This is a genomic window from Planctomycetota bacterium (genome assembly GCA_018242585.1).
In the GTDB taxonomy this organism is placed as follows: Bacteria; Planctomycetota; Planctomycetia; order Pirellulales; family PNKZ01; genus JAFEBQ01.
In genome coordinates, this window is the sequence record JAFEBQ010000004.1 from 105,230 (window position 1) to 131,348 (window position 26,119).

Consider the following 26,119-nt stretch of genomic DNA (forward strand, 5'->3'; position numbering starts at 1 on the left):
AAGCACTGATCGATGTACGAAGCTCACCCGAGATACGGGCGACTAATCCAGTTCTTCGCGAGTGAACAGCGGCTGACCAGGGCGGCGGATAGCTAGGATTTGCACTTCCTTGCCGACGATTCGATAGAGCGCGCGATTGGCAAATCGGCTCTTCGTCCGAAACAGGAATTGGCGCAGCTCGAACGGAAACTCGGCGCTCTCCGGTGCCAAGGAACGCGACTCAGGATTTACTTCTAACCTCAACAGCGCCGTCAGAAAGTTTCCATACCAGCGATCAGCAGCCTCGGGCGCCGCTTGCCGCAAATAATCGCGCGCGCGTTCAAGATCGCGAATCGCCCGTGCCGTGAGAACAACGTCGAATCGCACGAGGCAGCCTTATTGTTAAGACTGGTTGCGGTGCTCTTCGATCAGAACACGTAACGGCCGGACGCGCCCGTTGTCGGCATCGACCGCGCCTTCTTGAACCGCGGCTACCGTGTTTCGGTATTCGTCGTCCATCTCTGCTGCCGAGTGATCGAACGCTCCTAGCGCACGCAAGGCGTCTCGAAGAACTTCGTCCTCCGAAGCATAACCTCCGGCGGCCATGCGGTCTTGCACAAGCTTCTCGAGGTCAGGCGGGAATTGGTAACTCATTGGCAAGTCTCCACTCCGTCAGTATAGCTTGTCCGTTCGCTTGTTTCACCGTCTTGGCCTTACAGACCAAACACGGCAAGGGCTTGGTTCACCGACCAATATTCCTTGAGGTATTATAGCGAAAAAGCCTTCACACTCCGTGGATGACCACCGTCTTCAGCTCGGTCATCTCGTGGATCGCGTACTTCGGCCCTTCCTTGCCGAAGCCGCTTTCCTTCAGGCCGCCGTAGGGCATCAGGTCGGCGCGCCACGCAGGGCCCCAGTTGATGTGAATGTTGCCTGACTCGACCTCTCGGGCAAAGCGCAGCGCCGCGTCGAGCGATTGGGTAAACACACCAGCGCTGAGCCCATAGCGTGAATCGTTGGCCAATCGAATAGCCGACTCGACATCCGCCGCTCGGGTCAGCCCCACGGCCGGCCCGAACAGCTCGTCGCAACTGATGCGCATCTCGGGCGCCACGTCGGCCACCAGCGTCGGCGCAACAAGTGACTCGCGCCGCGTACCGCCAGCCAGCACCTTGGCGCCACCACGTACCGCGTCGCCGATCCATTGCTCGACGCGCACGGCATCCCCCTCGCGGATCATCGGCCCCATCTGAGTTTTCTCATCCAACTGGTTACCAAACACCAGCGAGTTCACACGACTTGGCAACGTCTCGACCAGCGCGTCGTAAGCATTGCCAACGCCGATCACACGCTGCGCCGAGATGCAGACCTGGCCGGCGTTGCCATAGCCGGTGGCGATGACCGCATCGGCCACTCGTTTCATATCGGCGTCGGGCAAAATCACCAACGGGCTGTTCGAGCCGAGTTCCATGGTGATGCGCTTCAGGCCCGCGACCTGGCACAGGTGTTCGCCAACGTCGCGGCTGCCGGTGAAGCTGATCTTGCGCACCCGCGGATCGCGCGCAATCGCGTCACCCACCGTCTTACCCGAGCCCGCCAGGCAAGCGATCCCCTCGGCCGGCAAGCCCGCTTCGAGCAGCAACTCGACCAGCTTCAACGCGGTGAGCGGCGTATCGCTCGCGGGCTTCAGCATCACGGCATTTCCCGCCGCCAGCGCTGGCCCGACCTTGTGACAAACCAGGTTCAACGGAAAGTTGAACGGCGTGATCGCCGCGACCACGCCGCACGGCACGCGGAGCGTGAACCCCAGCTTGCCAGCGCCGCCAGGCGCTCCGTCCAACGGCAGCACCTCGCCACCCAGCCGCTTGGCCTCTTCGGCCGAAAGCTGCAACGTCTCGGCCGCGCGCGAGACCTCGAACCGTCCCTCGGCCAGCGTCTTGCCTTCCTCGCTGCTGATCGTGCGCCCAAAGGCATCGGCACGGCTGGCCAGCAACTCGGCCGCGCGATGCAGAATCTTGGACCGGTCATAGGCCGTCGTGCGGCGCATCACCTCGGCGCCATGCACCAAAGCAGCCAAGGCCCGATCGATGTCGGCCGTGTCGGCCTTGGGAACCGTGTCGATCAGCGTGCTGTCGAACGGATTGCGGACCTCGATCTGCTCGGCCTTGTCGACCCATCGACTGTCGTAATACATCCGCATGATTGGCGGTCTCCTCGAACGGTGGCACGGCGTGTTGACCTATTGTTCGGCCTGGCGATGGGTAATTCAACCCAACGACTGCGAAACCAGCGACTATCCAGTAGACGGCCATTCCAGTAGAGTCGGACCAGGCGGATCGTTCCATTTCCTGCGAGTTGACGATGAGCGCGGCAAGCGAACTCAAAACCGGAGCACGGTTGCAGCGGATTGCCTCGTTGCTGTCGAGCGCTACCGAAATGCTCTATGGCCTCGGCCTGGGGGACCAGATCGTGGCCGTCAGTCACGAGTGCAACTTCCCCCCCGAGTGCCTGAGCAAACCGCGCGTCACGCGGACCAGCATCGCCGCGGCGGCTTCGAGCGCCTCGATCGACGCCCAGGTGCAGACCATGCTCGCGGCCGGCGAACCGTTGTACTCGATCGACACCGAGTTGCTGGCCTCGCTGCGCCCCGATCTGATCGTGACCCAGGCCCAATGCGATGTCTGTGCCGTCAAGTATGACGACGTGTTGCAAGTCGTCGCCCCCCAGGGGCCGCTGCCGGGCGTGCCGGTCGTGGCGCTGAATCCTTACTCGCTCGAAGCCGTGCTGAGCGACATTCTGCGCGTCGGTCGCGCCGTCGATCGGGCCGAAGCCGCCAAGGACTACGTCGCCCGGCTGCGCGAGCGCATCGCCCAGGTGGTCGAACGCACGGCCGATGTGCCGGCGAGCGAGCGTCCCACGGTCGGCTGCATCGAATGGATCGAGCCATTGATGATCGCGGCCAACTGGATGCCCGAGATGATCGAGATGGCCGGCGGTCGCCAGCAATTGTCGGTCGGCGGCCAGCACAGCACGTACACGCCGTGGCAGTCGCTGGTCACGAACGATCCGGACGTGATTCTGATCATGCCCTGCGGGTTCAACTTGGAACGGACACTTGCCGAGGCGGAATCGCTGCGCACCAAGCCGGGATGGCAAGATTTGCGAGCCGTGCAAACGGGGCGAGTCTTTGCCTGCGACGGCGATGCGCTGTTCAACCGCTCGGGGCCGCGACTGGTCGACAGCCTGGAACTGATGGCCCGGCTGTTTCATCCGCAGCGCTGGAAGCTTGATGCCAAGGTCACCGGCGAGACGGGCATGTGGCAGCAGTTTTCCTAAACGCCCTACTTCCCATTCATCGATGGCACATACGATTCCCTAACAAGCAGCGCCCTTTGCTCCCCCTGCCCAATCGGCGTGTGGCCCGGTAAAATCGTGGCTCGGGTCAAAGATTTCTGACTTACTGGCTGCGGATCACGATGGGTCAACAATACATTTTTCAGATCAACGAGCTGACCAAGAAGATTGGTCAGCGCGAGATTCTCAAGGACATCTGGCTGGCCTTTTACCCCGGTGCCAAGATCGGCGTGCTGGGACGCAACGGCTCGGGCAAGAGCACCCTGCTGCGGATCATGGCCGGCGTCGACCAGCAGTTCGACGGCAAGGCTGAGTTGGCCAACGGGTTCACCGTGGGCTTCGTGCCGCAAGAACCGCAACTGAACCCCGAGAAGGACGTCCTGGGGAACGTCGAGGAAGCCGTCGCGCCGATCCGCAACCTGCTCAAGCAGTACGACGAGATCAATGCCCGCTTCGCCGAGCCGATGTCGGACGCGGAGATGGAAAAGCTCCTCAAGCGCCAGGCCGACGTCCAGGACAAGATCGACGCCTCGAACGCCTGGGAGCTGGACCGGACGCTCGAAATCGCCATGGACGCCATGCAGCTTCCGCCCGGCGACGCCGACGTCAGCAATCTGTCGGGTGGCGAGCGGCGGCGCGTCGCCCTATGCAAGACCCTACTCCAGAAGCCCGACTTGCTGTTGCTGGACGAGCCAACCAACCACCTCGACGCCGAAAGCGTCGCCTGGCTCGAGCGGCACCTGGCCGAATACACCGGCACCGTCGTGGCCGTGACGCACGATCGTTACTTCCTGGACAACGCGGCGCAATGGATTCTGGAACTCGACCGCGGCCGAGGCATTCCCTGGGAAGGGAATTACTCGTCGTGGCTCAAGCAGAAGCAAGACCGGCTGAAGCTCGAAGAGAAGCAAGCCTCGGCCCGGCAGAAGACGCTCGAGAAAGAACTCGAATGGATTCGCATGGCCCCCCGCGCGCGGCAAGCCAAAAGCAAGGCCCGCATCACGGCCTATGAAAAGCTGGCCGCCGAGGCCGAGTTGGACCACGAAGACGAAATCGAGATTCAAATTCCCTCGGGCAAGCACCTGGGCGATCTGGTCATCGAGTGCAAGGACGTCACCAAGGCGTATGGTGACAAGGTATTGATCGAGAACCTGAGCTTCCGCTTGCCAGCCGGCGGCATTGTGGGTGTCATCGGTCCCAACGGCGTCGGCAAGACGACGCTATTCCGAATGCTGGTCGGCACCGAACAGCCCGACGCGGGCGTGGTGCGCGTGGGCCCGACGGTCGAACTGGGCTATGTCGATCAAAACCGCGACGCGCTCGACCCCGACAAGACCGTCTTCGAGGAAATCAGCGAAGGTCACGACACGTTCGATGTCGGCGGCCGGCGGATGAACGCCCGGTCGTACGTGGCCCGGTTCAATTTCGCGGGCACCGACCAGCAAAAGCTCGTCGGCACTCTCTCGGGTGGCGAGCGCAACCGGGTCCAACTGGCCAAGCTGTTGCGGCGCGGCTCGAACGTGCTGCTGCTCGACGAACCGACCAACGACTTGGATGTCGACACGCTGCGAGCGCTCGAAGAAGCCATCACCAACTTTGCTGGTTGCGTGGTGGTGATCAGCCACGATCGCTGGTTCCTTGACCGGCTGGCGACGCACATCATGGCCTTTGAAGGCGAGGGTTATGTCCACTGGTGCGAAGGGAACTTCGCCACCTATCACGAACAGCGGCGCGAACGGCTGGGCATTGAAGCCGACCAGCCGCACCGTTTCAAGTACAAGAAGCTGCAGCACTAGTTCATCCCATTACCCCCAGCGCGAGTGCCGACCGATGAAAGCGCCCGAGTTGCTCCGTCGCCAGGAATTCGCCATTCGCATCGCGCTCGAGGCGGGCGCCCTGACGCTGCGGTACTATCGCAACGCCACGCTGGCCGTCGAGCTTAAAGGGGACCAATCGCCGGTGACCGTGGCCGACAAGAACGCCGAGCTGTTTTTGCGTGAAAAGATTGCCGCCGAGTTCCCCGATGACGCCATCCTGGGCGAAGAGTTCCCCGAGAAGTCGGGCACGTCGGGCTTTCGTTGGATTCTGGACCCGATTGACGGGACCAAGAGCTTCATCTCGGGCGTCCCCATCTACGCCAACCTGGTCGGCGTCGAGTACGAACGGCGCAGCGTCGTCGGCGTGATCAACATTCCAGCCCTCAACGAGTTGGCCTACGCCGCCGTGGGGCATGGGGCCTGGTACGTCCTGGGGGCCGGCGAGCCGGTCGCCGCCCGCGTCTCGGAAAAGAAAACGCTTGGCGAAGGGTTGTTCGTCACGTCAGAGGTGAAGACGTATTACGACATGGGGCGCGGCGAGGCCTGGATGCGCTTGCAGTCGGCGGCCCGGCTGACGCGCACCTGGGGCGACGCATACGGCTATCTGCTGGTCGCGACCGGGCGGGCCGAGCTGTGCGTCGATCCCAAGATGAACCTGTGGGATTGCGCCGCGCTGCAGCCGGTGCTCGAGGAAGCCGGCGGCACGTTCACCGACTGGCAAGGGCGACCGACGATCTATGCGCCCGAGGCGATTGCCACCAATGGATTGGTGCTGGACGAGACGTTGAAGCTCATCGCCGCCGCGAAGTAACGGTATCGTGGTGACTTGCCTTACCAGCAGCCCGCTCAACTGCGGTACAAGGAGTTGGCCTGGCTTTCGGATGCTCGCGCGGACGACGCGGTGCATACCGTGCTGAATAATCCCGACCTGCACGCTCCGCTGGGGATTACCGACACCGACTCGACTCGTGTCAGCAAACAGATTTGGGATATACTCAAGGAAGGCAAGCGGGGGCCGCTGGAACTGGACAATCCGGGCGTGGTCGATTACGCCCGTCACCATTACGAGTCGCCGGGACCAGAACATGAGCAAGCTGACTCCGGAGCAGGCCCGAAAGACGATGCTGAATCATCTTTCGAAGACACTCCGTTCGGACCCCCTGTCGAACGCGCCGGGGCTGACGAACGAGCAGCGACGCGAGCTACGGCGGGAAGCCGAGGCGCGGTGGTTCAAGGTGAACGCCCGGGCGTACCTGAACGGTCGGCCGGATATGCTGAAGGAACTCAGCTAGGGCCAGCGTGGCGGCCGTGGAAGTCGCGAACTTGGCATGCCTCGATGGGGTCGTTTATCGATGCGGCCAGCAAGTCGGCCGCCCACGCTCCACGACAGGCTGTCGACCTAGGGCAGGTTACTGCCGATCAAGTGCAGGCGATCTCGACCGCCGCCAATGGTGATGTCAGCGGCTTTCATCATGTACTTGATGGCTCCGCCTACCGCCACATCTTGGCGGAGCACGGCAGCGAACAGGAAAGGCTTCGGGGCCAGGAACCTATCGGCGACGCGGACTTTGAACGTCTTCCGGAAATTCTCGCTTCGCCCGATCGCGTTACTGCCGCGGGGGTGAGCAACCTCGGGCAACCGCTCATTCGTTACGAGAAACGGTTCAACGGCACGACATACTACGTCGAGGAAGTTCGGCAAGCAAAAAATGAACTTGCCGCCAAGTCGTTATGGAAAAGAAAGACGCCCCCTCCGCCCGTAGACCCAACGTCCGAAACGACACGGCATGGTGACCGTGCGACCCATGTTGCAGAGGAAGGCGCCAGTCCAAGTATCGGCCAGCGGCCCGGCGAAATCAAGTCGAACACTGTCGCAGGCGGATTCGACCTGCGCAAGTTCGCGGCCGATAGCGTGGCGGAAGGGCTAACTCGCAGCCAGGCCAAGGCCAAGCTCCAGCGACTGGGGCAAGGACACTTGCGCAGCGAGTTGTCGCCGATCATGCGTGAACTGATGGGCGTGCCGGTACCGAAGCAGAACTTCGCTCAACGCATGGCAGCGAAGCAACGGGCCAACTCAGAGACTCGTAGCGACGCGCAAGAAGAGGCCATTAACGAGGGTTTCGAGGAAACCGATCGGGCGTTACGCGCGGCCGGGGCGACCCTGGACAAGGAAAGCGACAGCGGCAGCCGCTACTACACCCTGGCCGGCCGTAAAATCCGCGTGGCCGATCACGAGGCCACCGCAGGCACGCGGCACTGGCTGGACAACCAGGATGACAGCGCGGAGATTCGCGTCGATCAACGCAACTGGCAAGCGGCCCTCGACCAGGCGATTCACGGCGAAAACTCGACTACCAATGAGGTGGGGCAGGAAGTCAAGCAGCCCATTAAGGTAAATCACCTCGACGTTGCTAGGGCAATTATCTACGTCAAACAGAAATACGGAATTGAATTGCACCCCAAGGAGGCGACCGGCGACATTCAGGAGGACTTGCAATATCTCGCCAAGAGCTTCGGGGCAATTCCAGTGTTTTTTGAGGACAGTAACGGGCGATTGAAAAGTCCATTCCGGCTTGGAAAAGCCATCTTTCTGCCACACAACGCCACTGACGCGGCGTTGACTGAGGCAACCATGCACGAAGTGTTTCATGCCACTGGAATCGATCAAGACCCAGCGTTTGACGATGAATACGTCAAACAGTGGTCTGATTATTATGAAAAACGCCTAGAAGCTGACGAAAAAAATGGAAGCCCAGTAGCGTCAGACATGTTGCAAGCAATTCGGAGCAACCCCGAACTCCGCCGCAGTGAGGGGATCGCAACGATGGGCGGCAAGTTTTTTCTTGACCCAAAGTTCCAGAAGAAACTGCGCAGCGACAAGCCGACGCTGGCCGAACGCCTAGAATATGCAATCAGAAAGATATTCGGCTTATACACGCCGATGTCGGAGGCGATGCGAGTCGCCCTGGATCGACTCAGAGGCATCAGGGCCGTTGTGCAACAGGAAGCAGGCAAAGGTCAGCCGGGAGAATGGGGAGAGGGATCCTCAGGAAGTGATTCTGGATCATCTGGATCAGACACTCCGCTCGGACCCGCTGTCAAACGCGCCGGGACTGACCAGCGAACAACGCTGGGAACTGCGCAAGGAAGCGTCGCGGCGGTGGGCCAAGGTCAACGCGCGGGCGTACCTGAACGACCGGCCGGACCTGCTGAAGGAACTCAGCTAGGACCGCCGGTTGTCATTAAGGGGGACGAACTGGGAGACCCGTCCGACCCAGAGAAGTTTCGCGAGACGGTTTATGAATATGCCATGTCCCACTTTCGTGGGCATCCATTCATCAATCTCGCAACCAAAACTCCGGTCTTTTTTTCTCGCAACGGCCTTCGGAAAATCAAAAGTTTCAGCGGCGACATTCGCCGTATGCAGCTATTGGCCAAAGCTCCCGAGCTAATTGAGCGTGCAGAGTACGTGGACAGCGCCCCTGCTGACGAGCCGGGATACGATCGTTTTCACTATTTTCGAGTGCCGGTGGAGATTGCTGGCCATCGCGATGTGGCCCACCTGACGTTTGCCCAAGACAAAAACGGGCATTGGTACTACTGGCAACTGCTCGAAAGCGACCAGGCGGAAGAAAAAGAGAAGGCCCGCCATCCAAACCAGGTGCTTGGCGACAAGTTGCCGAGCGGTCCTGAAACAAGCGGGCCTTCCCAAGAAAAAAGTATCGGCTCGGGCGATCAGGAAATCAAGCCAAAAGCCAGCAGTAGCGAGGCCGCCGACGGCGAAACCAATTTGGGGCCGCGGCTGAAAGAAGCGGGCCAGCAGGTCGGCTCGCTGGCACGGCATTTCCTCACGTCGCGCGGCGATTTGCCGCAAGAGGCGTTCATCCATAAGGAACAAATGGCCCAGTTCGAGACGGCCCAGGATATTAGCACCGGGTTCGCGCTGCGCGATTTCAAGCAAGCGATGAAGCGAGAGTACGGCGGCGAGCTCAAGGCCGGCGACCCGCGATTATTGGCGTTGAACACGGCCCTGCACGGTGGCCCGGTCGGGAACATTCCCGTGGCGATGCGCGGCGTGGTGCAGCAGATGATCCCGAGGCGATTTTCGTTTCCCCGCGCGCCGATTCGGACTATAACGGGAGCCGACCCGCGCGCCGCTACGCCACGCGCGGCTTCCCTTTCCCATCGCACCCACCCCCAGGCACGTACACCATGAGCGACGTTCGCAATTTCGGCGCGGCCGGCGACGGCCAGAACGACGACACCGAGGCCGTGGAACACACCATTGCCCAAGGGGAAGGCCCGGTCGAATTCCCACCGGGGACGTATCTGCTGCGACGGACGGTGCGGGTCGATCTGGCCAAGACTGGCCGGCTGGCCATCACCGGCGCGGCGGGGACGCCCAAGATCATCATGGCCGGCGAAGGCCCGGCGTTTCACATCGTCGGCACCCACGACAAGAACGCCGACCCAGCAGGTTTCTCGCACGATGTTTGGCGCAAGGAGCGGATGCCGACGGTCTCGAACTTGGAGATCGAAGGGACGACCGAGAAGGCCGGCGGCATTCTGATCGACGGCGTGATGCAACCGACGTTTACCGGAGTGCTGATCCGCAAGGTGAACCACGCCATCCACGTCCGCCGCCGCTGTCGCAACGTGCTGATCTCGCATTGCCACCTTTACAATAATCACGGCATCGGCGTGTACTTCGATGATCTGAATCTGCACCAGGCGATCATCATCGGCTCGCACATCAGTTACTGCCTGCAAGGGGGCATCGTCATCCGCGGCTCCGAGATTCGCAACTTGCACATCACCGGCAATGACATCGAATACAACTTCGACGTGAACGCTCCGACCAGCGCCGATCTGTTGATCGACTGCCGCAAGGCCGGCAGCAGCGTCCGCGAAGTGACGATCGTCAGCAATACAATCCAGGCCAAGTACAGCCCCGGCGGCGCGAACGTGCGGTTGCTGGGTCTGAACCGGGACAACAATCGCAAGGTCGGCATCATTGCCCTGGCCAACAACGTGCTGGGGAGCGAAGAGGTCAATCTGCACATCGCCGATTGCCGCGGCATTACCGTGACGGGCAACACGCTCTACAGCGGCCACCGCGGCAACATGTTGATCGAAGGTTCGCAGAACATCACCGTCACCGGCAACAGCTTCGACCACAACAGCGACTATGGCGACAAGGAACTGTGTACCGGCGTGAAGATCAAGGAAAGTCAGGATGTCTTGTTCGGCAATAACATCGTGCAAGACGCGCTGGCCGGCAAGAACACCGTTCTGGACGCGGTCGACGCCCAGCGCGAAGCGCTGGTCCAGTTGACCGATTGCGACCGGGCCACGGTCTCGGGCTGTCAGATTCTCGACGGGCAGCCCTACGCCTTGCTCGTGGAAAAGAGCAACCGAGTGAATGTCTCGGGGAGCACCATCGTCGAGACCCGCACCGACAAGATGATGCGTGCGGCCGTTTGCTTCCGCGGCGCTGGCCGGGCGAACTTTGTCTCGGGCAATACGCTGGGGCGCGGGCTGGACGAGGCCCTGGTCGCCGACGCCGAGTCGAACGTCAAGCGCGGCGACAATCTGATCGATGAGAGCAAGACGTAAATGTGACGTCTGTTATAATTGAGCGCTTTGCATGATTCTTCCGGGAGCAAGCGCTCGATGCGGTGTGAAGAAGGCTATCTGTGTGACGTTTGCGGCGGCGACGTCGAGGAGATGGTCGACAGCGACCTGTACCTGCGGTTCGTGATCGGCATGGCCGACCCCGAGACGTTGCACACCTCGCGCGAGCGTCACATCCGCTGCAACCCAGCACTGGCGCAATTCATTGTCGACGAGCGGTTCGAGCCGATCACCTGTGAAGGACCGTTCGACAAGCGGCAACTCGACCCCCAGTTCGTCCGCGAGCGCGAAAGCCTGGTCACCCGCGGCTGGCAACGGCTGGTCTCGCTAGCCGGCCAGGACGTGAGCATCGTCGAGTACCCGCTGCCGGAAGCGCGAGCGCTTTATCAGCGCTGAATGAAAGACAAGCCACGGAGGCACGGAGACGCGGAGGTTTGCACGGAGAATGAGGAACGAACAGGAATCCTAAGCCTCAATGGCCAAGGGTCTGATGGACACCTAGACACAAGGCTTCTAATCTCCACTCTCTCGCATCTCCTCTCGATCCCGATCACGATCGAGTCTTGGGGCAGCTCACACAGCTTGCGGCGCGGATGATACAGGCCGTCTTCGCGCGGCTCATAGACAAACACCGCCTCGCGTCATCCGACGAACAGGCGTCCTTCACTGTCGACCTTCACACCCATCAGCGCATCGTCTTCCGACTGGTCGATGAGCACGACTTTCAACTTCGGACTTGCCGGCTTCAACGCCACGCCTTTGGGCAACGGCGCCGCGGGCGACTTGGGCTTGGCCGGCGCACCCGCCGCCGCGCCCGACGTGAACGATCATCACACGCTCTGCATGACGTTCGAGGAAATGCACGCGGTGGTGCAAACTGCCCATAATCACGTCCTTAAGGTTACCGGTCACTGCCGGGCGACCGAGGGGATCAAGAACGCGCTCTTGGCCGGCTACGACGCACTCGAACATGGAATGTTCATCGATGACGAAACACTGGAACTGTTGTTGAATCGCGACGTGCCCGTGGTGCCGGCGCTCTACTTTGAACAAGCGAGCATTGAACACGGCCCCGAGTTCGGCATGTCGCAACGAGTGATCGATGGCCACCGCGAAACGCTCGAAGGGGGCGCCGAAAGCGCCCGGCGCATTCTCAAGGCCGGCGGCCGCCTGGGCATGGGGGGCGACTACGGCTTTGCCTGGAACCCGCACGGAGACTACGCCAAAGAACTCGAATTCTTCGTCCGCTACGTCGGCTTCAGCCCGTTGGAAGTGATCACTTGCGCGACGAAGACGGGGGCCGAAATCATGGGACGCGGCCACGAGTTGGGAACTCTCGAAGCGGGCAAGCTGGCCGACGTGCTGGTGGTCGATGGCAACGTGACGGCCGATATCACCCTGCTGCAGCGGCGCGAAAAGTTCGTCGCCGTCATGCAAGGGGGCGTCGTCAAAGCCGGGCAATTGGCCCACTCGTCGTAAATGTGGCCGCTCACGTGTAACCGGGCGGGTGTGGCCGGCGTTATCATGGGTGAGGCGCTGTGCCCGTTGGTTCCCTCCACTCTTGAGGCTCTCCGTGAACCGCTATTGTTTGGCTCGTGCATTGTTCCTGGTCTTTGCTGCCCTGTCACTGGCCGCGCCGGCTTGGGCTTCGGAACCCAGCGATCCGTTGACGGCGTTTTTCGAGCAAGCGGGCCCCAGCCCAGTGGCCACGGTCAGCTACACCTGGCACGACGAGAAGCGCGATCGGGACGTGCCGGTCAAAATCTATTTCCCCACCTCGGGTGAGAAACTGCCGGTGATCATTTTCTCGCACGGGCTTGGCGGGTCGCGCGAGGGGTACAGCCACCTGGGCAATCAATGGGCCGGCCACGGCTATGTCTCGATCCACGTCACGCACATCGGCAGCGACACCGACGTGTTTCGCGGCCAGGCCAACCCGATGGAAGCCCTCAGAAAGTCGGCCGCCGATTTGCGCAACGCGCTCGACCGGCCGCGCGATGTCAGCTTTGCCATCGACCAGTTGGCGCGGTTGAACTCCGATGACTCGCCGTTGAAAGGTCGCTTGGACGTGGCCAATGTCGGCGTGGCCGGGCACTCGTTCGGCGGCTATACGACAATGGCCATCGCCGGCCAGGTGTTCCTGACACCCGCGGGGCAACAATCGCTCGGCGACCCGCGAGTCAAAGCGGCCATTCCAATGAGCGCGCCAGCGCCAAAGCGCATGGAAAAGCTCGACCAGGTCTACGGCAAGATCACGATCCCGATCTATGCCATGACCGGGACGCTGGACGACAGCCCGATCGGCGACACCAAGCCGGCCGATCGGCGCGTGCCGTATGACAACATTTCCCAGGCCGACAAGTTGCTGCTGATTTTGAACGGCGGAGATCACATGGTCTTTGGCGGCCCGCGTGGCAAGGGCCTGCGCGCCATGCGCGGCAAGGTCTCGCCCGAGCAGGACGAGGTATTTCAAAAGCTGATCCGCGGCAGCACGACGGCCTTTTGGGACATGACGCTGAAGGGCGATTCCAACGCCCGCCAGTGGCTGCTCGGCTCGGGCTTTCGCGAGGCACTCGGCTCGAACGGGACGCTGGAAATGAAATTGCTCGAGAAGGCGGGCGCAGCGCAGTAAGGTTCAAGGAATCATTCCTCTCAGGCCGACGCACGTAAACAAAAAGCCCAGGGGATGAGACCCCTGGGCTTGTGTTGAGCAAACTCCAGCGCACGCTCGGCTTACTTCTTCAGCGGCAGCATGTCGATCTTGCGGAAAAAGATCTCAGCGTATTCGGTCTGCACGATGATCTTGCCGGCCGAGGGAAAGGCGTCGAAGCCTTCATTCACCAGCGTGCCATTGACATAGATCGTCACCCGGCCGCCGTCACAGACGACTTCCATTTGCGTCCACTGGCCGTCCGGGCTTTCGACGTCTTGCTTGCCGCGGAAGCCGAGCACGTCCTTCCAGTCGGGATCGCGTCCCCACCAGTTGACGCGCCCCTTGGTGAACGTCTTCTTTTCGCCCCCCTTGTGCCACACACTTTCGCCGTCGCGGTCCTTGGTCACTTCACAGGTCAAGCTCATGGGCACTGACGAGCCGTCCTCGTATTTGCCTGGCACGACGATGAAATCGCCGATGCCTCCTTCGATGATCTGAGCTTCGATCGAAGCGGGCCATGCGCCGTTATAGTTGCCATCCGGGCCTACCCCGTGAACCAACACACCGGAATCCTTGGTCTTTTCGACGCGAGGTTTCCAAGTGCGCGGGCCCCATTTGAATTCCGTGACCAGACGGTAGTTCTTGTACTCGCGCTCGGTGTAGATGCCGCCGAGCCCATCGCCCGAGATGTGCAACAGGCCGTCGTGGACCGTGAAGACGCGCTTGGGGTCTTCCCGCTTGGTATCGCTGAGCCAGGTGTACCAGTTGGTCAGATCCTTGCCATTGAACAAGTGAATGGTCTCGCTCGGCGTGGCAGGCTCGGGCTTGTCGGCAGCTTGGGCCACCAACGCCAACAGACCTGACAACAACAATGACGTGCTAACAAATCGAAGCTGCATCGTTTGATCTCCGCCTTCAAATAGTTTGTGACATGATCCTCATCCGGCGTTCCGGCCACCTTCTCCCGGTGGGAGGGATGGCGAATAGCCGAATGTGTTAATCCTTCTTGAACACCAACTTCCCGGCGGCGTACGTCCGCACCGGGCGAATCTTGACAATCTCGTCCAGAGGACAGGTCAGCAAGTCGCGGCTCAACACCGCGAAGTCGGCCTGTTTGCCCACCTCGAGCGAACCGATCTGATCGTCCAGAAACATCAACCTCGCGTTGTTGATCGTATACATCCGCAACGCCTGCTCGCGAGTCAACGCTTCCTCAGGGTGCAACGGCTCGGCCAGGTCGCGCCCGCGGCGCGTGATGGCAATCCACATCCCCAAGTACGGATCGTACGAATTCACGGCCCGCAGCGCGCCGATCTTCTGCATATGATCGGACCCACCGCCGACATTCACGCCGGCGGCGAACAAGCTCTTCAACGGCTGAAAGTACCGCAGCCGGTCATAGCCGAACTGAGCCAGCAACGTATGGCCGTCCAAATACAACCAGATTGGTTGAATATCGAACATCACTCCCAACCGGGCCGCCTTTTCAACCGCTTCGCGGCTTTGAAAGTTGGCGTGGGTAATGCTCGGCCGGGTCGGCGCAATCGGCGTCGAGCGATTCACCTCTTCATAGGCGTCGAGCAGCGTGTGGACCGCGCCGTCGCCAACGCTATGGGCGGTGAATTGCATGCCCGACTCAACCGTGGCGCGGACGACCGGCACGAGCACCTCGGGTTCGATGTACAGCAGCCCACGGTAGCGTGGATCGTCGATCGAGTAGATCTTGCTCAAACCCCACGGTTCGCGCATATAGGCGCTGCCGGTGAGCATTCCGCCGTCCAGGTACATCTTGATGCCAATGATTCGCAGCCAGGGGTCAGGCTTGCGCAGCGGGTGAGCCGCGATTTCGGCTATCTTCTTTCGCAAGTCTTCCACCGAAAGCTGATTGCTGACTCCGTGCGAGACCGCGATACGGATCGAAAGTTCACCTTGGTCGCGCAGCCGCGAATATTGAGCAATTGCACCCGGCGAACAGTCGCGGTCGACAATGCCCGTGATACCCACCGAATTGTAATCGGCGAATAGCGTGCGCAGGCGTTCGTCGGCTTCGGCCTGGGTAGGCTTGCGCGACACGGCTTTGGTCTTCAAATAATGTGAAGCGCTGCGCAAGATGCCCGTCGGATCGCCATTGGCGTCGCGCTCGATCTTGGCCCCCCCCGAGGTCTTGGTATCCCGGTCGATGTTGCTCAGCTTGAGGGCCAGCGAGTTGACGCTGGCGTCGGGACCGGTGGCGTAGACAACCGGATTGTTGGGTGCCGCGGCGTCCAACTCGGCGCGCGTTGGGTAGCGCTGTTCCTTGAGCCGGGTGATGAACACTTGGCGCAGCACGATCCAATCGCCCGCCTTGACCACGGCGGCGCGGCCACGAAGATAGTCGAGCACATCGGCAATCGTGTTCATCGGCGGGATCGGATGGTCGAACTCGGTCAGACAGGCCCCGGTCGGATGAACGTGCGAGTCAATCAGCCCCGGGATCACCAGCCGGCCTTGGAGGTCGATGAGTTCCGTGTTAGGCCCGCGCGTGGCAAGCGCTTCGTCGTTGGTCCCGACACGCAAAATTCGGCCATCACGGACGGCCAGAGCCTGGGCCACGGCATTGTCGACGTTGACGGTGGCCACGCGGCCGTGATGAAGGATCAGGTCGGCTTGCTCGGCCGCCCACAGCGGCAGCCCAGAACTCCAAGCCAGCGCCACGGCAAGGCAGGTGTTGCGCAGGTTCATGGACGAACGCCTTGAGGAGAGCGATTGAGGGGGGATGGCGGGAACCGACGACGCGATTATCGGTCGCCCGCCGCGCGGGGTCAACTTCTCGGCCCTCCCACTCCCGGTGATAACCTGGCCCCTGCCCGCACGCCGCCGCTGGCAGTGTTTCCCAGAGATTTAGGCGGTTGAACCTCAGGGCAAACATTGCCACAATGGCTCGCTCAATTTTGACGCGGACGAGGAGGTTGAGGATGCTCGATTTCGGCAAGCGAATCTTAATGGTGGGCTATGGGTCCGTGGCGCAATGTACGCTGCCGGTGCTGTTTAAACACCTGAACGTCCCTCCCAAGAATATCACGGTGATCGACTTTGAAGACCGCGGCCGGCAACTTCAATCGTGGCTCGACCAGGGGGTGAAGTTCCAACGGGAACGGCTCGCGCCGGAAAACCTGGGCGCGATCCTGGGCCGGTATCTTTCGGCCGGCGACGTGCTGATTGACCTGGCCTGGAATATCGACTGCTGCGACATCGTCCGCTGGTGCCACGATCACGGGGTGTTGTACGTCAACACGTCGGTTGAAGTCTGGGATCCGTACGATCTGAATCTGTACGCCCATCCCACGCGGCGCACGCTGTACGCCCGACATATGGACGTTCACGCCATGACCGCCAAGTGGAAGGACAAGGGCCCGACCGCGGTGCTCGAACACGGAGCCAACCCGGGCCTGATCTCGCACTTTGTCAAGCACGCGTTGCTCGAAATCGGCCATCGCGCCTTGGCCGACCGCAAATACCGCGGCGCCAATGCCGAGGAATTGAAGCAATTCATCGCCGACCGCGCGTTCAACCGACTGGCCCAGAAGTTAAACGTCAAGGTCATTCACTGCTCCGAGCGCGACACGCAGATCACCCACCGCCCCAAGGAAGTCGACGAGTTCGTCAACACCTGGAGCGTCGAGGGCTTTCGCGAGGAAGGGACCACGACGGCCGAGTTGGGCTGGGGAACGCACGAAAAGGAATTGCCGCCGCGGGCGTACTTGCACGAGGAAGGCCCCAAGAACCAGATTTGCTTGGCCCAGATGGGGATGAACACTTGGGTCCGCTCGTGGGTGCCGCATGATACGGTTCGCGGCATGGTCATTCGCCACGGCGAAGCCTACACCATTAGCGAGCGATTGACCGTCTGGGACGGCGAGCAAGCGGTGTATCGCCCCACGGTTCACTATGCCTACTGCCCGTGCGACGCGGCCATCGCCTCGTTGCAGGAGCTGCGCGGCAACGATTATGAGCTGCAGCGTAAGGTGCGGATCATGGGCGACGAAATCGTCACCGGCTCCGACACGCTCGGCGCGCTGCTGATGGGTCATGCCTACAACTCGTGGTGGACCGGCAGCAGCCTGAGCATTGAGGAGTCGCGCCGGCTGATTCCAAATCAGAACGCCACCACGATGCAGGTGGCGATATCGGTCGTGGCGGCGGTGATGTGGATGATCGAGCACCCGAACGAAGGCGTCGTCGTGCCCGACGATCTACCGCATGACCAGATCCTGGAAACCTGCAAGCCGTACCTGGGCAAGTTCATCACGACGTCCAGCGACTGGACGCCGTTGAAGTATTACGCCAATGCCTTCGAAGGCTATGCCGAAGCGAATATCGATCCGACCGACCCGTGGCAGTTCAAGAACTTTTTGGTAGGAGACCGGAACTAATGGTCAGCCGCGAGCAACTGCAGGAGCTGGCGCGCGAGCACGGCACGCCGCTGTTTGTGATCGACCACGAAGAACTGCGCCGCAACTATGCGACGTTCAAGAAGTACCTGCCCCGGGTGCAGGCCTACTTTGCCGTCAAAGCCAACTCGCACCCGGCCATTGTCGAGACGTTCTACAAGGCCGGCGCCAGCTTCGACGTGGCGTCGATCGCCGAGTTCCGGACGGTCTACGACAACATCAAGTCGCTGCCCGAGAAAGAGCGGCAGGACTATATCTGGGACAAGATCATCTACGCCAACCCGATCAAGGACATCAAAACCTTGGAGGAGTTGGACCAGTACAAGCCGTTGGTCACGTACGACAATCTGGACGAAGTCAAGAAAGTGCGCAAGCACGCGCCACAGGCCGGGCTGGTGTTGCGCATCCGGGTGCCGAACACCGGCGCGGTCGTCGAGCTGTCGTCCAAGTTCGGCGCCAGCTCGGGCGAAGCCGTTGACCTGATCGAAGCGGGCTTCAAGGCCGGCCTGATCGTCGAGGGCCTGAGCTTCCACGTCGGCAGCCAGAGCACGAACTTCACCAACTACCTCCAGGCCCTGAACCTGGCGTCCAGCATCTTCAAAGAGGCCCACAGCCGCGGGTATCCACAGGTGAAGATTCTGGACATCGGCGGCGGCTTTCCAGCGCCGTACGACGAACACGTCAAGCCGTTCGATCAGTTAGCCTCGGTGTTGAACGCCGAGTTCGACCGGCTGTTCCCCAAGGATATGGAGATCGTGGCCGAGCCGGGGCGGTTCCTGGTGGCGACGGCGGCGACGGCCGTCTCGGGAGTGGTGGGCAAGGCAGTTCGCGATGGACGCCGCTGCTACTACATCAACGACGGCGTCTATCACACCTTCTCGGGCGTGATCTTCGACCACACTCAGTATCACTTCAAGGCGTTCAAGGACGGCCCGCCGCACCACTCGGCCGTGTTCGGCCCGACGTGCGACGCGCTGGACACCGTGTCACTGCAAGAGCAGTTGCCCGAGCTGGAAATCGGCGATTTCATGTACGCCGAGAACGTGGGAGCCTACACGCACGCATCGTCGACCCACTTCAACGGCTTCCCGCCAGCGAAAGTGGTGCATGTGAACCGCTAGCGGGGAAATGACCAATGACCAAGTCACAATGATCAAAACTTAGTAAGATAGCCGAGCCAATCAGCCCCGCAGCCCCTTGTTGGTCATTGGTGCTTGGACATTGGTCATTCGTTAGACATTTGAACTTCGTCATTCGTCATTTCCCGCGCCGATGGACCTTTCGCACTACCCGTACAACAACTGGGTGATCGTCGGCATTCTTGGCTTCTTTGCCGTGCGCATGGCGATTGGTTATTGGGCCTCGCGCCATGTGAGCAACGCCGCCGACTACATCGTGGCCGGCCGCGGCATGCCAATTTACATGACGTCGGCGTCGATCATGGCCACCTGGTTCGCTGCCGAGACGCTGATGGGGGCCAGCTCCAAAGCCTATACCCACGGCTTTCAAGGCATCGTCTTCGACCCGTTCGGGGCGGTGCTGTGCTTGTTCGTGTCGGGGCTGTTCTTCATCCGGCTGATGCGCCGCGCGCGCTACCTGACGGTGGTCGACTTCTTTGAAAAGCGGTTCGGGCTCTCGGTCGGCTCAATTGGCGCGGTGATCCAGATTGTCGCCTACCTGGTCTGGACGGCGGCCCAATTCGTGGCCGGCAGCAAAGTCGTCCACTCGCTACTGGATTGCCCACCTTGGGTCGGCGTGATCGTCGTCGGCCTGATCGTGACCGGCTATACAACCATGGGGGGCATGCTGGCCGACACGCTGCTCGACTTCATTCAGATGTTCTTCACCGCTGGCGGAATCACGGTCGTCTTTCTGTACGTGTTGCAAGCGGTCGGCGGCGTGGACGGATTGGTCGATCACGGTGGCGCGCGTCACGTGCCGGCCCCTTACACCATCTTCCCGCTGGGCGAGCCGCACGGCTACCTGGGCTACACCGGACACATGGGGACGTTCTATTGGATTGCCGCGTGGTTGACGATCGGACTGGGAAGCGTGGCGACGCAAGACCTGATGCAACGCTCGATGTCGGCGCGCAACGAAGCCACGTCGGTCTGGGGAAGCTACTTCGCCGCCGTCCTCTATTTCACGTTCGGCGTGATGTCGCCGCTGATCGGCATCATGATGCACAAGCTCAACCCGAACATTCCCGAGGAGCAGGTCGAGAGTCTGCTGCTGATGGTTTCACAACAATACCTGCCGGTATGGCTCAACGTGCTATTCATCGCGGCCCTGACCTCGGCCATGATGAGCACGTCGGACAGCGCCATTCTGGCCGGGGCGTCGGTCTTTACCGAAAACCTGCTGCCGCGCTTTCACAAACACGTCGACGAAGTGCAAAAACTGTGGTGGACGCGACTGATGGTCGTCGTCATCGGTTGTGGCTGCATCGGCATCGCGCTGGCGATTGGCGAGACGTACCGGCTGGCGCTGATGGCCTGGTCGGTGCCGCTGGTGGGGCTGTTCGTGCCGTTTGCCTTTGGCATGTACTGGCGCAAGGCCAATCGCAACGGGGCGCTGGCTTCGATTCTGGGGGGCATCGCCACCTGGGTCGTGGCGTCGGCGTGTTACTACCCACACACGGCCGCCGAACATACCGCCAATGGCGAAGTGGCGATCGCCGACGCGATGTGGGACGCCGTGTACATCGCCTCGACGCCCGCGTTTGCCGTGTCGCTGGTGCTGATGGTGGTCGTGTCGCTGCTCACTCAGCGCGCGAATCCGCCACAGCCGCTGACCGATGTTGATGGTCAGCCCCTCGAAATGCGCCGCCGGCTGGGGCTGGTGTCGCTGCTCGACGTGTTTCGACGCGAGCCGGCCAACCAGGACAAGCCGGCTTAACGGCGAATTCAGCCGTGGGCCGGCAAGGCCTCAACGACCACGGCCGTGCCGTAGGCCAGCACTTCGGTGACGCCGGCGGTGACTTCGTTCGCGTCGTAACGAGCGCCGATGACCGCGTTGCCACCCACTTCGGCGGCGTGCTGCAACATCAAGTCGAATGCGTCGGCCCGCGCTTTCTCGCACAACTCGGTGTAGATCGAGATGTTGCCGCCGATCAGCGTCTGGAGCCCGGCGGCAAAGTTGCCGACCACGCTCCGCGAGCGGACCACGATGCCGCGCACCACGCCCAAGCTACGCACGATGTGGCAGCCTGGTAACTCGAACGCCGTCGTCACCCAGCGCGGATCAACAGCAGCCATCGATAACTCCTCGAACAACGAACAGGGGCCAGTGACCATTGAAACGCTCAGCGGCGTTTGGCGCCAAGCGAAGGCAGGTACTTCTCGGGACGGTCCATCAAGTCGTTCGGCAAATACTCGATAATGGCCCAATGATCGTCGCCGCGCAGCACGTTGAGCGAATACGACCAGCGATACCAATGCACGCCGGCGTCGCCAAAATAGCGGGTGTGCCGCCAGTCTTCCTCGCCGACATAGACAAAGATCTTGTCGAACTTGTGCGGCTGATCGTCGTGCATCGCCAAGTCGAACGTATCGAATAGCAACCGATCGGGAACCAGATTCTGAAAGTGGTCGGGGAACCGCCGCCTCGGCGTACACCAGGCGTGCAACATCGGCAGCGACCAGCGCGTTTCGAGATACTCGATCAATACGTCACGATCCAACGGCGTGGCCAGCATGTGCTCGGCCTGCTTCGGCGCGAACGTGTAGAACACGCCCCCGTCCGTCTCGTGCTTCACCTCCGGCGCATAGCCCTCGGGCTGTTCGATCGGCGGGACGGGCACCGGCGCTTCGCCGGGCGGAATGGGAACCTCGGCCGACGCGACCCGCACGCCGCCTCGTTCCTCGGCCGCTGAGTCTTCTTCGCGCCGATTGTCACGCACCGAGCCGCGCAACAGCCACCAGGCTCCAACCCCAATCAGGCAGGCCACCACCAGGACACGAACGAACTCGGGCCGGGTCGACGACATCGGGCGACGTTCGCCTTTGCTAGACTTGAAGACAAGAACCGCGCGTCATATTGAAAAATGCGTCAGCGTGGCGGAACCATGAGCTTATTAGACCGTCGCGCTCGCCGAAAGTAAAATGATCCACGTTGATGGATGAACCGTCGGTCAAGTCGCCCGTCGCAAACAGAATACCATGCGCGAAATCGCTCCCGACGTCTGGCAATTGGCCGGCTTTCCGCCGCACGCCATTAACATTTACCTGGTCGGCGACGTGCTGATCGACGCCGGCACGCGCTGGTCGCCGGGGCGGATCGGCCGGCAACTGGAGGACCAGCCGATCCGGTTGCTCGCGCTGACTCATGTGCATCCCGATCACCAAGGGGCGGCTCGCTGGGTCTGCGAGCGATATGGCGCGCCGCTGGCTTGTCACGCCGACGATCGGCCGACCATGGAAGGGACGCGACCGATGCTCCCCGCCAATCGATTCATCGCCCTCTCGACGGCATTCTTCGCGGGGCCGCCGCGCCCAGTAACGCGCGAGCTGAAACCCGACGACGAGGTGGCCGGATTTCGCGTGCTGCACCTGCCCGGGCACACGCCGGGGCACGTCGTTTTCTTTCGCGAGCGCGATCGCGTGGCGATTGTCGGCGACGTGCTGAACGGGATGAACTTGCTGACAACAATGCCGGGCTTGCACGAGCCGCCATCGTTCTTCTGTACCGATCCGGCCGAAAACCGCCGTTCGATCCGCCGGCTGGTCGAGTTGAAGCCAAGCCTGCTGTGCTTCGGCCACGGGCCGCCGCTTTCTGATATGGCCCAGTTAGGGCGTTTCGTCGAGCGACTTGCCGATTGAATGGATTTAGGTTTGCGAGCCGCAGCGAGGCGATCGTGTCGGAGGTTAGAGCAGTTCTCGGGATCCTGTAGCGGGGGTGGCACGTCCCAAGTGCAGCAGCGGGCGTGGGGAATCGCCACTCAAATATCGGGGTCGGCACATGCTTCCCCACGCCCGAAGGACGGGCGTGCCCCCCAGCCGCTAGAACGTGTGAGGCCCATTCTGGTTCATGCCGATCGTTCAATGCGCCATTCCAACTCGCCGCGCCGAACGGCGCAATGACGGCGGCATCGGTATCAACGTGCGCCAAATGCCAGCGGGCACGTTTTCGTCGGGAAAACAGGGCAAACGCGGGGGGGGTGGCCAAGCAAGGTGACGTTGACCCGGACGACGATCCGGCTAAAATGTCGGCTTCGGCATCCCTCGGGGCGTAGCTCAGCCTGGCTAGAGCGCTACGTTCGGGACGTAGAGGTCGCAAGTTCAAATCTTGTCGCCCCGACTTGATGAGACGAGAAGCCCTTCGACGAGAACGTCGAAGGGCTTTCTCATTTCCGGGCAAAGAGTTACGCCGTCGAGTTTGCAGTTCAAAAACACGATTTCGAGCAAACGACGCTTCGCGGCGTAATCGGCGGTAAGCCATTGATTGCGAAGAGTTTGCGAGAGTTCAAAAACTTTCGCGGCCAACTCGGCCGTTTCGTCATGTGATCGGTCCAGAACATCCAGTTGCAGCTTGATGGATGCCAGCCGGTCCCGCATTTCCGTGTGCTTCCGAGCGAAGACTTCCTGGTCGATGTCGTCAGCTAGCCGCATGTTGAGCAGCCGATCCTGCTGTTGGATGATGAGCGTCTCCTGCCGGGTCAGTTCGGCACGTTGAGCACGCGAGTCGGCCTGAGCGTCGCGGGTTTGCGAGGCCAGCACCATGCGGAACCAGTCACGGACGGATTCGTCCTCGACCTTCATCTTGTCGAAGATCGCCATGACCTGCGATTCGATGTCAGCTTCGCGCACGCGGGTGCGGGGATGGTCCTCGCGGTTGTAGTAGGTGCAGCGGTAGTAAACGTGGTGTCGAACGCCGTCCTTCGTCTTCTTCTTCACCACCTCGCCGGTAATCGGGTGACCGCAGTGGCCGCACTGGATGAGTTGCCCGGCGTAGGTGAGGGAGTGTGCATGATAGACATGCCCGCCGAGTAATGCCTGCACGCGGTCCCACGTCGCACGGTCAATCAGCGGCTCATGCTTGCCGGGATACCACTCGCCCTGGTACAGCAACTCGCCGATGTAGGCCCGGTCCTTGAGGATGTTGTGGACCGAACTGCGCGGGAACGTCTTCTGCGTCTTACGCCAGGATCGCCCTTCGGCGTTGATTCGTTCAACGACGCCATCGAGTGTCAGATTCTCGTAGGCGTAGAGATAAAAGATGCGTTTGACGTTAGCGGCGGCGTCGGGATCGACCTCGACGACGCCCCGGCCATCCTTGCGAATGTTGCGGTAGCCGTAAGGAGCCAGGCCGACGAACCAGCCTTCCTGCACGCGACGGGACAAACCCTCGCGGACATCGACCGATTGCTGTTCGGTGTAGAAGCTGGCCATGTTGGCGAGCGTCCGCCGCATCATCCGGCCAGCGGGTGTGCTTTCGGTCGGCTGCGAGACGGAAATGAACGGCAGGTCGTATTCCGACTCCAGCCGTTCGAGTTCGACGTAATCGAAAAGATTGCGGGACGCCCGGTCCACCTTGTAGAAGAGCAGACCGTCAAGGAAGGGAGCGTTCTTCTTGGCGTAGGCGATCAGTTCGCGGAACGTTTTGCGTTCCTCGCCCTTGCTGGCGGTCTCGGCGATCTTGAAGAACTTGACGATCTCGCCGCCAGCCTGCGTCGCGTATCGCCGGAGGCCCTCTTCTTGCACTTCGAGGCTGAAGCCTTCGCGTTCCTGTTCCCTGCTGCTGACCCGAGCCAGTGCGGCAAACCGTTTCATGGCGGCGACCCCGAAGAAAGAGCCTGATACAACCGACCCACGCTCTGGATGATTGTAACGGCTTCTTCGGGCGAGAGAAGATCGGCGTAGTACGGCTGCCAGACGCGAATGGTCGCCTCGATCAGCTCAGCGGTAATCCAGTCGGGCGTCCCGGCCGGAACGATGCTCGGGCGAGCATCCTTCGCGAGCTTGCAATCCTTCTTTCGATTGCGTTGGGACATGCCTGATTACCACCACCGTCGCGAATGCGCGCACGGTCCTTGCGGTCCCGCGAGACAGAAACACCGAATAACACAAGCGGGCTTGCCGATCAGCGACCGGGCAACAAGCCCTCTCGCTGATACCGTTGCAGTTCTTCATGCGAGATGACCCATGCAGCATGGGCTCCCCGGCCACTGCCTTGTTTCATGGCGTTGATTCGCCGATGCCGTGCCCACTCCCTCACGGTGAAGCACGCCCGGCCGACCCTCCGTGCGAACTCCTCGACGGAAAGCCATTTCGGTATCTGCTGGCGTTCCATGAGAGCCGCCAACATCAGCTCGATTTTTTCCAGCCGTTGTTCCACCGTCATGATGGCTACACATCCTCACGTTTTCCGCCGATTAACAGCACGACCAGGGCGACGATTACCCACTCCATGTTTGCGACTCCGATAATGCGAGAAGGTCCGACTCAGAGTTACTTCTTCAAGAACTTCGCGATAACCCTTGCAGCCGTGGCGCCAGTGGCTGCTGCATCAGCCATTCGCTTCTTATGGCGCTCCCGTTCTTCTTCCTCGTAGGCGACCATGCGACGGTATTTCTCTGGGTCGTTGATGGCCATATTTCGACGCCGGATTGCCACCGGAATCGTTATCAAAAGGGCAATCGCGGAGATAATCAGTGGACCTGCGAGGATTCGTAAGATCGCTTCGTCGGGCGAGATGAACGCAAGGAATTCCATGATTCGTCCTCCAGTGTTGAAGAGGGCGGGCAGGGACAATCAGTCCCCGCCCGGCCCACGGGTTACCTTTTCAGAACGGCTGCGAGCAGCTTGCCGATGAAGTGAATCGCTGCTGACGATGTGGCCTTGGTCGCGGCATTACGAACTTCGGGATTGTGCCGCACGAACTTCTTCAATTGGTAAATCCAGTAGCCCAGAACCACCATCACCACGAGCAATCCGAATTGCATGTCGAAGATCAGAGAATTCATCGCGTTAACCTCCTTTCCTGGCGTTGGGGAAACGGTGTGCGAGCCTCGCCAAAGGCCGACCGTTACATTTCGATACCGTGACTCTGTTCCTCAATCTGTTGCTGCGGCTCGGCCTGCTCCGGGCCGCCTTCACGGCCCGCGTCTTTCCATTGGCCAGGGCCGTAGGGAACGAACCCACTTCCGTTGAACAGTGCGTTCGCCAGTTCCATCTGTCCCTGCACTCCGAGCCGAGACATTTCCTCACCGACTTCCGTCAGAATCTTTTTGAACGCTGACATGAGAATTTCTC

General features: G+C 61.1%; 24 protein-coding genes, 1 tRNA gene and 1 pseudogene. 13 read left to right on the forward strand and 13 right to left on the reverse strand.

Annotated elements, in window-relative coordinates; all coding sequences use genetic code 11:
- Positions 1-42: 42 nt before the first annotated feature.
- From JSS27_02075 to JSS27_02085, 3 genes are all read right to left on the reverse strand, one after another.
- Positions 43-366 carry a type II toxin-antitoxin system RelE/ParE family toxin gene (locus JSS27_02075; GenBank protein MBS0207719.1) on the reverse strand — a complete coding sequence of 108 codons (324 nt, stop codon included), beginning with the start codon at positions 364-366 and terminating at the stop codon, positions 43-45.
- A 15-nt stretch (positions 367-381) separates the two neighbouring features.
- Positions 382-633 (reverse strand): hypothetical protein, encoded by a 252-nt coding sequence (locus JSS27_02080; GenBank protein ID MBS0207720.1) that lies wholly within the window; start codon positions 631-633, stop codon positions 382-384.
- A 130-nt stretch (positions 634-763) separates the two neighbouring features.
- Positions 764-2,179: an aldehyde dehydrogenase family protein gene (locus JSS27_02085; GenBank protein ID MBS0207721.1), complete on the reverse strand. Its 1,416-nt coding sequence runs from the start codon at positions 2,177-2,179 to the stop codon at positions 764-766.
- 161 nt (positions 2,180-2,340) lie between these two features.
- On the opposite strand from JSS27_02085, the gene JSS27_02090 reads away from it, so the two are divergent.
- From JSS27_02090 to JSS27_02125, 8 genes and pseudogenes are all read left to right on the forward strand, one after another.
- Positions 2,341-3,315, forward strand: coding sequence for a cobalamin-binding protein (locus JSS27_02090; GenBank protein MBS0207722.1), 975 nt, complete (start codon positions 2,341-2,343; stop codon positions 3,313-3,315).
- A 140-nt stretch (positions 3,316-3,455) separates the two neighbouring features.
- On the forward strand, positions 3,456-5,129 hold the full coding sequence (gene ettA, locus JSS27_02095; GenBank protein MBS0207723.1) for an energy-dependent translational throttle protein EttA: 1,674 nt from the start codon (positions 3,456-3,458) through the stop codon (positions 5,127-5,129).
- Positions 5,130-5,163: 34 nt separating this feature from the next.
- A complete protein-coding gene (locus JSS27_02100) occupies positions 5,164-5,961 on the forward strand; it encodes an inositol monophosphatase family protein (protein MBS0207724.1) in 798 nt (265 codons plus the stop codon).
- 15 nt (positions 5,962-5,976) lie between these two features.
- Positions 5,977-9,366, forward strand: a complete 3,390-nt coding sequence (locus JSS27_02105; GenBank protein MBS0207725.1) for a hypothetical protein — start codon at positions 5,977-5,979, stop codon at positions 9,364-9,366.
- Positions 9,363-10,766, forward strand: coding sequence for a right-handed parallel beta-helix repeat-containing protein (locus JSS27_02110; GenBank protein MBS0207726.1), 1,404 nt, complete (start codon positions 9,363-9,365; stop codon positions 10,764-10,766). The genes JSS27_02105 and JSS27_02110 overlap by 4 nt, the downstream gene beginning before the upstream one ends.
- 57 nt (positions 10,767-10,823) lie before the next feature.
- Positions 10,824-11,180: a hypothetical protein gene (locus tag JSS27_02115; protein ID MBS0207727.1), complete on the forward strand. Its 357-nt coding sequence runs from the start codon at positions 10,824-10,826 to the stop codon at positions 11,178-11,180.
- A gap of 408 nt (positions 11,181-11,588) precedes the next feature.
- A pseudogene (locus JSS27_02120) lies at positions 11,589-12,263 on the forward strand (amidohydrolase family protein).
- A 94-nt stretch (positions 12,264-12,357) separates the two neighbouring features.
- Positions 12,358-13,416 (forward strand): alpha/beta fold hydrolase, encoded by a 1,059-nt coding sequence (locus tag JSS27_02125; protein MBS0207728.1) that lies wholly within the window; start codon positions 12,358-12,360, stop codon positions 13,414-13,416.
- Positions 13,417-13,517: 101 nt separating this feature from the next.
- Here the strand turns inward: JSS27_02125 and JSS27_02130 are convergent, their stop codons facing one another.
- Both JSS27_02130 and JSS27_02135 read right to left on the reverse strand, forming a co-directional pair.
- Positions 13,518-14,336: a DUF1080 domain-containing protein gene (locus JSS27_02130; protein MBS0207729.1), complete on the reverse strand. Its 819-nt coding sequence runs from the start codon at positions 14,334-14,336 to the stop codon at positions 13,518-13,520.
- A 97-nt stretch (positions 14,337-14,433) separates the two neighbouring features.
- A complete protein-coding gene (locus tag JSS27_02135; GenBank protein ID MBS0207730.1) occupies positions 14,434-16,158 on the reverse strand; it encodes an amidohydrolase in 1,725 nt (574 codons plus the stop codon).
- A 233-nt stretch (positions 16,159-16,391) separates the two neighbouring features.
- On the opposite strand from JSS27_02135, the gene JSS27_02140 reads away from it, so the two are divergent.
- From JSS27_02140 to JSS27_02150, 3 genes are all read left to right on the forward strand, one after another.
- A complete protein-coding gene (locus tag JSS27_02140; protein MBS0207731.1) occupies positions 16,392-17,849 on the forward strand; it encodes a homospermidine synthase in 1,458 nt (485 codons plus the stop codon).
- A complete protein-coding gene (locus JSS27_02145; protein ID MBS0207732.1) occupies positions 17,849-18,988 on the forward strand; it encodes a type III PLP-dependent enzyme in 1,140 nt (379 codons plus the stop codon). The genes JSS27_02140 and JSS27_02145 overlap by 1 nt, the downstream gene beginning before the upstream one ends.
- A gap of 151 nt (positions 18,989-19,139) precedes the next feature.
- Positions 19,140-20,765 carry a sodium:solute symporter family protein gene (locus tag JSS27_02150; GenBank protein ID MBS0207733.1) on the forward strand — a complete coding sequence of 542 codons (1,626 nt, stop codon included), beginning with the start codon at positions 19,140-19,142 and terminating at the stop codon, positions 20,763-20,765.
- An 8-nt stretch (positions 20,766-20,773) separates the two neighbouring features.
- On the opposite strand, the gene JSS27_02155 is transcribed toward JSS27_02150, so the two are convergent.
- Together JSS27_02155 and JSS27_02160 are read right to left on the reverse strand one after the other, a co-directional pair.
- The gene (locus JSS27_02155; GenBank protein ID MBS0207734.1) at positions 20,774-21,124 is read right to left on the reverse strand and encodes a YbjQ family protein; all 351 of its coding nucleotides are present in this window, start codon (positions 21,122-21,124) and stop codon (positions 20,774-20,776) included.
- 47 nt (positions 21,125-21,171) lie between these two features.
- On the reverse strand, positions 21,172-21,855 hold the full coding sequence (locus JSS27_02160; protein ID MBS0207735.1) for a hypothetical protein: 684 nt from the start codon (positions 21,853-21,855) through the stop codon (positions 21,172-21,174).
- Between the two features lie 172 nt (positions 21,856-22,027).
- Between JSS27_02160 and JSS27_02165 the strand changes: the two genes are divergently transcribed.
- Entirely contained in the window at positions 22,028-22,687 is a 660-nt protein-coding gene (locus tag JSS27_02165) for an MBL fold metallo-hydrolase (protein MBS0207736.1), read from the forward strand.
- A gap of 403 nt (positions 22,688-23,090) precedes the next feature.
- Positions 23,091-23,165, forward strand: a tRNA-Pro gene (locus tag JSS27_02170).
- Here JSS27_02170 and JSS27_02175 read toward each other — a convergent pair.
- The 6 genes from JSS27_02175 to JSS27_02200 all read right to left on the reverse strand — a co-directional run bounded on the left by JSS27_02175 (position 23,147) and on the right by JSS27_02200 (position 26,108).
- Entirely contained in the window at positions 23,147-24,637 is a 1,491-nt protein-coding gene (locus tag JSS27_02175; protein MBS0207737.1) for a recombinase family protein, read from the reverse strand. The genes JSS27_02170 and JSS27_02175 overlap by 19 nt on opposite strands.
- Positions 24,634-24,858 carry a hypothetical protein gene (locus JSS27_02180; protein MBS0207738.1) on the reverse strand — a complete coding sequence of 75 codons (225 nt, stop codon included), beginning with the start codon at positions 24,856-24,858 and terminating at the stop codon, positions 24,634-24,636. The genes JSS27_02175 and JSS27_02180 overlap by 4 nt, the downstream gene beginning before the upstream one ends.
- 89 nt (positions 24,859-24,947) lie before the next feature.
- Positions 24,948-25,172 (reverse strand): helix-turn-helix domain-containing protein, encoded by a 225-nt coding sequence (locus JSS27_02185; protein MBS0207739.1) that lies wholly within the window; start codon positions 25,170-25,172, stop codon positions 24,948-24,950.
- Positions 25,173-25,315: 143 nt separating this feature from the next.
- A complete protein-coding gene (locus JSS27_02190) occupies positions 25,316-25,579 on the reverse strand; it encodes a hypothetical protein (protein ID MBS0207740.1) in 264 nt (87 codons plus the stop codon).
- Positions 25,580-25,641: 62 nt separating this feature from the next.
- The gene (locus JSS27_02195; GenBank protein MBS0207741.1) at positions 25,642-25,830 is read right to left on the reverse strand and encodes a hypothetical protein; all 189 of its coding nucleotides are present in this window, start codon (positions 25,828-25,830) and stop codon (positions 25,642-25,644) included.
- Between the two features lie 62 nt (positions 25,831-25,892).
- Positions 25,893-26,108 carry a hypothetical protein gene (locus JSS27_02200; protein ID MBS0207742.1) on the reverse strand — a complete coding sequence of 72 codons (216 nt, stop codon included), beginning with the start codon at positions 26,106-26,108 and terminating at the stop codon, positions 25,893-25,895.
- Positions 26,109-26,119: the final 11 nt, after the last annotated feature.